General features: G+C 62.8%; 4 protein-coding genes. 1 reads left to right on the top strand and 3 read right to left on the bottom strand.

Annotated features, from left to right (window positions below; translation table 11 throughout):
* Positions 1-274: 274 nt before the first annotated feature.
* Positions 275-748, top strand: coding sequence for a YbhB/YbcL family Raf kinase inhibitor-like protein (locus tag E4O92_RS05280; RefSeq protein ID WP_135188708.1), 474 nt, complete (start codon positions 275-277; stop codon positions 746-748).
* Position 749: 1 nt separating this feature from the next.
* On the opposite strand, the gene E4O92_RS05275 is transcribed toward E4O92_RS05280, so the two are convergent.
* From E4O92_RS05275 to E4O92_RS05265, 3 genes are read right to left on the bottom strand one after another with little or no spacing between them, the layout of a single operon-like run.
* The gene (locus E4O92_RS05275; RefSeq protein WP_135188707.1) at positions 750-4,082 is read right to left on the bottom strand and encodes an ATP-binding protein; all 3,333 of its coding nucleotides are present in this window, start codon (positions 4,080-4,082) and stop codon (positions 750-752) included.
* Between the two features lie 2 nt (positions 4,083-4,084).
* Positions 4,085-4,669 (bottom strand): DUF4194 domain-containing protein, encoded by a 585-nt coding sequence (locus tag E4O92_RS05270; protein ID WP_135188706.1) that lies wholly within the window; start codon positions 4,667-4,669, stop codon positions 4,085-4,087.
* Positions 4,670-4,673: 4 nt separating this feature from the next.
* Entirely contained in the window at positions 4,674-6,113 is a 1,440-nt protein-coding gene (locus tag E4O92_RS05265) for a DUF3375 domain-containing protein (protein WP_229483076.1), read from the bottom strand.
* Positions 6,114-6,228: the final 115 nt, after the last annotated feature.

Genomic DNA, 6,228 nt, shown 5'->3' with positions numbered 1-6,228 from the left:
TCGTCAGCAGCAGAGAAGCGAGATTATGCAGTGTTTCGCGATATTCGTCAACTTCTATTTCTCAGCATCATTTCGACGCTGCCTCATGAGTCCTTCGCAACCTGTTGATTTGCTGCGTGTTTCTCGTGAGGGACCGAACTATAGCAAACGAATCCTCCGGTGGCAAGGGGCGCACAAATGATCCTGTCCTGATTTCGCAACCCGTCCAGCTCAAACAGGTCGAATGTGAACTGACCCTGGCGCCGACCGCGCGCCTTTTCCAATGGAGGCGATGATGGCCTTATCCCTTACCTCGGCTGACTTTCACACTGGCGGCAGCATTCCGGCAGTCCATACGTGCGACGGAGCGGATACTTCTCCGGCCCTTAGCTGGTCTGGCGCGCCGCCAGAAACGCGCAGCCTGGTCCTGATTCTCGACGATCCAGACGCGCCCGACCCGGCTGCGCCTCAGCGCACATGGGTACACTGGGTGCTCTACAACATGCCACCGCAAGCCTCGGGACTGCCTGCTGCGGTAAGCAATACCGACCTGCCACATGGCACGCAAGTTGGCCTGAATGACTGGAAAAAAAGCAGTTATGGCGGTCCTTGTCCGCCCATCGGTCGACATCGGTACTTCCACAAGCTCTACGCATTGGATGTAGTGCTGCCCGACATGGGCCACGCCACCAAAGCCCAGGTTGAAAAAGCGATGCAAAACCACGTGCTTGCGCATACTGAGCTGGTAGGCACCTACCAGCGCAAATAGATTACGAGGCAGCCAGCCGTTCGCTGCGCTCCGTCTGGTACGCGTCCATGCCGAGATAACGCAGCATCGAACGCTGCCCGGATTCGCTGTGGACGAATCCCAGGCCGGCCACATACGGTTCGATAATGTGGATTTTCTGCAGCGGCGTCACCACCAGCAGTTGCAGGCCGAGCCGACGGAATAGTTCAAGGCCGTAGCGCGCCGAATCGTCCGACCCACGGCCGAACGCCTCGTCGATAACGGCGAAGCGGAAGGTGCGCTTCGGCTCTTCGCCACCACCCAATCCGAACTGGGCGGCCAGCGCAGCGGCCAGCACTGTGTAGGCGAGCTTTTCCTTCTGTCCGCCGGACTTGCCAGCGGAATCGGTATAGTGTTCGTATTCTTCGTCCCCCTCGCGCCAGCGCTCAGAGGCTGAGAACACAAACCAGTTACGCACATCGGTCACCTTGCGCATCCAGCGCTGGTCCATTTCGAGCGTTCCTTCCCGGCCGCGGAATCGTTCGACGATGCGCCGGACCTGCTGGAACCTAACGTCGAGCCGCTCTCCGTCCGGCATGTCCACGATACATGCTCGCAGCTCTTGCTGGAAATCGCGCAGGTCCGCGTCGAGATTCGGCGCCGCTTCCAGCTTCAGGTAGCGACCTGGGTTGTAATCGATGTTCCGCAATGACCTGTTAATGAATTCAATCCTTTCGCGCACCGTCTGGCATTCACGCTGCAGTTGTCCATCGAAGCCGGCGATGTCACGCACCATGCTATCGCCAAGCAGCTCCGTGTAACGCCGCTCGAGGCGCGGCAGTTCGCTTGATCGCAGCGCTTCCAGGATCTGGCGAAATTCGCGCGCGCCTTCGATGCTGACGTCCACTTCACGCGTATCGAGCGGCCATGCCTGCACGTAGCGCTGCGTCGCGGCGAGGATCGCGTCGCGCAGCGGCAGCAACTGCGCCTCCGACTCTTCGATGCGGACCTGCACCAGATCGCGCAGCTCGTGCTCGAACTGCGCCGCCGATTCAAGCGCCAGTGGCGAAGCGCCCAGGGTCTGCTCAAGCGCAGTCAATTCGGGAGAGCGCATTGGTTCGACGTCACATCCGGACGCCTCGCACTGCTCCAGCATGCGCTTTGCCTGTTCAAGCTGGCCAGCCAGCCTGCCCTGCTCCAGGAGCGCCGCTTCGAGGCTGACCCACGTCGCATTCTGTTCATCGGCCAGCTGATCCATCTGCTGGCGCAGCGACCCAAGGATGTCGGTCGCGGCCGACAGTTCCCGGCGCTCGCGCTCGAGCTGCTCGATCATGCTGGCCGACGCCTTCCAATCCAGCTCCTTGAAGCTGACGCAGGCCGCGAGCTGCTTCCAGTAGCCGATCAACTCGTCTTGTTCGTCCACCGCGCGCTTGAGCGCCGAGACTTGCGCCACGTGCGCCTGGATGCGCGCCGACACATCGCGCTCGCGCTTGGTCAGCGCCGCCACCTTGGCCTCGTTCGACCAGCCAAGCACCCAGTGCGCGCGCTCTCCGATCGCAAACGTGTCGTCCTTCTCGTAATGTTCGCCAAAACGCTTGACCAGCCCGCCGCGTGTGACAGCCGCCTTCTCGCGCTGCAGCTGATCGGTGCGCTCGCAGCACACGTAATCGAAGTGCTGCGCCAGCTCGGCAAGCAGCCAATTTCGTAACGGACTGTCCGGCCGCACCTCGATCTTGTGCAGCAGGGAGCGCGGCATGAACAGGCCCGGCGTCAGGCCGCTCGTCGCCTTCACCCGGCACAGTCGCAAAGACGCGCCCAGATCGCGGCCTGCTACCCAGGCTTGCGCGGCAAGATAATGCACGTCCGGGACCAGCAGCGACTGCGCGAATGCGGCAAGCACCCGCTCCGCCGCTCCTGCCCAAGCATGTTCTTCTTCGCGCACCCGCATTAATTCGCCACAGAACGGCAAAGTGTCGGGCGCTACGCCTATCGCTTCGCATAACGCTGCGCGCAGCTCCACCAACCTGCGCGGAACGTTGGTCGAGCGCTTGCGCAACGATTCCAGTTCGGCGCTCAGTTCCCCGTGCTGGCGCCCCAGTTCGCGCACCATCACACCGGCCTCGGTCAGGCGCATCGCGACATCGTCGCGCAGCGCTTTCGCCTTCGCCTGGCCTTCTTCGATCGCACGCCGATTGGAAGCGAACGTGGCGGCACCGGGTGCTTCCGGCAGGCCGAGCGCCATTGCGAGCTGCGCGTACCGGTCCGCGCGTGCGGCGCGTTCGTCCTTCACGGTCTGCAGCCGGGCGATCTCCGCGCCGAGTTGACCGATCCGGTTGCCGCCGTTGGTCGCAATCGCCTCCGTCAGCGCATCCTGCCGCTGCCGCTGCTGGCGCCACGTCTCATTCAGTGCCTCGACTGTCGCCGCCACCGTTTCGGCATCCGCCTGCAGGGTCGCGATGCGTTCCTCGACGAGGGCACGCCTGCGCTGGGCAAACCATGGGCGCAGCGCTGCACGACAGCGGCGCCACGAGGTGGCCTGCGCTTCAAGGTCCGAATAGCGGTCGAGATCAGCGACCATTGATGCCAGCATCTCGACCTGCGCCTTGGCCTTGAGTACCGACTCGTGTGCGCGGCTCAGGTCCTCGAAACCGGCAATCAGTGCCGCGACGCGCGCCTGTACCGGGAACGCCTCGAGCATATGCTCGCGCACGAAGCCGGTGAGGTCGCCGACCGACTTCATCGATACCGTCTGGTGAAACAGGTCGAGCGCTTGTTCACTCGGGATGCCGAGCCGGCGGCGCAGCTCGGCGCCGTATGGCAGGAACGTCTCGTGCAGCTGCACCGAGTCGAGCGCGCGCAGGCGCTTGCGCAGCTGCGCGATATCGCTGCCAAAGCCGGCAAAGTGCGTAGTGATCGACAGGGCGCTGGTCGCGACAACGTAAAAGCGCTCAGGCTCACCACGCGGATTCTTCATCCAGAACACCTGTGCCAGCGTGATGGTCTCATTAAGAGCTTCGTTGGCGAACACTGCGAGCAGCACTGAGTAGCTGTTGTGATCACGCAGTGCGACGGCGCGTGCCCCCATTTCGCCTCGCTCGGACTTGTAATGCCCCAGGACGTAGCTGCGCAGGCTGCGCTCGTGCGCGTCGGCGCCCGCAGCCTTGTTGTACGAGAGCTTGTGCGGCGGGACCAGCAGGGTGCCAAGGGCATCGACCAGGGTCGATTTGCCCGAGCCGATATCGCCGGTCAGGAGAATGCTTTCGCCGCCGGGCTGCAGGCGCCACGCGTGCTGGTCGAATGTGCCCCAGTTGAAGACCTCGATCTGCTGCAGTCTGAAGCCGATCGATGCTGCCGGCGTATCTGGCAACTGCTCCATGCTCACTCCTCGCCCTCAGCGGCCGCATGCGCCTGGTACTCGGCCAGCCGCTGCTCGAATTCCCCCAGCCATTGTGCATCCACGAAGGCCTTGAGAATGCGGCGCACTTCGAACTCGTGTTCTTCACCACGCAAACGGCGCAGGAAGCCGAGCTCCACGATCTTGTTCAGGTGGGCGTCGAGACGATCGAGCAGACGCGCTTCGTTACCGGTCTCCGGAAAGAACAGGCGCACCTCGTCGACGATTTGTTCGCGCGCGATGACGAGCCGCGTGTCGCCACCCGCGGCATCGAATTCGGCGAGCTTTTTGCGCAGCAGGACCAGCAGAAGGCTGACCGGATATGAGAGCGCCCGGCGCTGAACAAGCCGAGGCAGTTCCGGCTGCCCTTCGCGCGCCGGCCGCTGGCGCAGATATGCGTACCCTTCCGCCTCGTCCAGGATCAGCTCAAGTCCAATGGTCCCACAATGGTCGCGCACGCGGCCTTGGAGGTCGATCAGGGGCTGCCACAGCAGCGGCTCGGCGTCGCGGTATAGCACGCCCTGGAACAGCGTGATAACCAGTTGGCCCAAACGGCTTTCTTCGTTCATGTGCTCACAATGTATAGATCACCAGCGGCAGCGTGGCTGCCCGCTGCCTTCCGGCTGAATCGGTCCAGCGCACCACCTCGGTCCGCTCCTCATCGATTGCGCATCGAAGCTCGTCGGTTGCGAGCTTGAAGTAGGCCGCCAGCTCGGCCAGGCCGTGCTCGATCGGGTACTCCTGCGCCACAGTCGCAAGACTCACCTGAGAACGAGTGCGCAGCGCGTTGCGGATGTTGGTAATGAGCCGCAGCTCATCGATGTGCCGCTGTGCGAATAGTGCATCGGCCGGCACCGGCATGGCGGGCTGCATTTTGGCCTGCCCTGTGATGCGTGGCTTAAAGGGCGGGTTGTACAGGGTGCGATCCATCGGCAGTGCAACCGCGGGCGATGTCTCGTCGATGTGGATGAAATCAGGATCCGGAATCCGCCCGCGCAGGGCGAGCGCATTTTGTTCAATGCCGCGAATGAGCTGGATGATGCGGCGATTTTCAAGCCGCGCACGATCGTCCAGGTGCCTCCTGAGTTGCGCGGACAGGCGCGCGAGCCGGGCCTGGCTGTCCTTGGCGGCGTCGAGCCAGTCAAAAGGCATCCGGCGCAGCCGTTCGTCGGGCCCCAGCGTACGCACTGGCTCCAGTGCGGTCACCTTCTCCAACAAGGTGCCCAATTCCTCGGTGCTGCCGGGCGATGTCAACAGGTCGACGAGCGCCTGCAGACTCTGTGCTTCGTCCAAGCCGGCGAAGAGATCGCGATGCGCGTCCTTATCGACGCCTTCTTCCCCAGTAGTGATCTGTTCGCGGAACGCGCGATCAGCGGCGCGGAAGCGCCGGTCAAGCGCGCGAAAAGCTGAAAGCATCTCATCGCCGGTCCGTGCGGCGCGCAGAAAGCGCTCACGCACCTGGCCCGGTTCCATCATGTCCAGTTGGCCCTGTTCGATGCGCGCGATTTCGGCATCGATCTGTGCCTTGCGCTTGCGTAGCGCAGCCACCCGGGTACGGGGACTGAGTTCGGTGCCATCGACGATTTCCTGCAGCAGTCGGAACACTTCGCGCGCGGCGGATGCGACGCCGACCGGTGCCGTGTCGCCCAGTTGACGCATCCAGCCGAGGGCGAGCTCCGCTTCCGGCGTCAGGTCGTAATGGGGCTCGTCATCGCCATCAAGATAATATTTACGCAGCCAGCCACGGGGATTGGATGCCCAATCGTCCAGGTAAGCGGACGCGGCTTTGGGATAGCGAGTCTCGCCGGCAGCATCGTGCAGCCGGAACAGATGATCGTCGAGCAGCGAGGCAAGCTGCTGGCGCGGCATGCCGCGGGTGTTGGGCAGGACAAAGACCTGATGGAGGAAACTCGCGATCATCGGACCGTTGTCGGCCAAAAGCAGGCGCCATGCCGGATGCGACTGGCGATGCTCGAGCAACTGCTGATAGTCCATGTGACCGGAAATGGTCATCGCTTTGTCTGGTCTCCGCGGGTAAAAAAAAACCCCAGCATTTCTGCCGGGGTTTTTTTCTTATAACTAGCCTGACGATAACCTACTTTCACACTGGTTGCAGCACTATCATCGG

The sequence above is a fragment of the Massilia horti genome (assembly GCF_004614195.1).
GTDB classification, from domain to species: Bacteria; Pseudomonadota; Gammaproteobacteria; order Burkholderiales; family Burkholderiaceae_D; genus Telluria; species Telluria horti.
Note: the sequence above shows the minus strand (reverse complement) of the source record. Positions and strands in the feature narration are given on the sequence as shown.

Coding starts and splice junctions, on each gene's coding strand:
- E4O92_RS05265 (WP_229483076.1), bottom strand. CDS start 6,113: ATGACCATTTCCGGTCACATGGACTATCAGCAGTTGCTCGAGCATCGC.
- E4O92_RS05275 (WP_135188707.1), bottom strand. CDS start 4,082: ATGGAGCAGTTGCCAGATACGCCGGCAGCATCGATCGGCTTCAGACTG.
- E4O92_RS05270 (WP_135188706.1), bottom strand. CDS start 4,669: ATGAACGAAGAAAGCCGTTTGGGCCAACTGGTTATCACGCTGTTCCAG.
- E4O92_RS05280 (WP_135188708.1), top strand. CDS start 275: ATGGCCTTATCCCTTACCTCGGCTGACTTTCACACTGGCGGCAGCATT.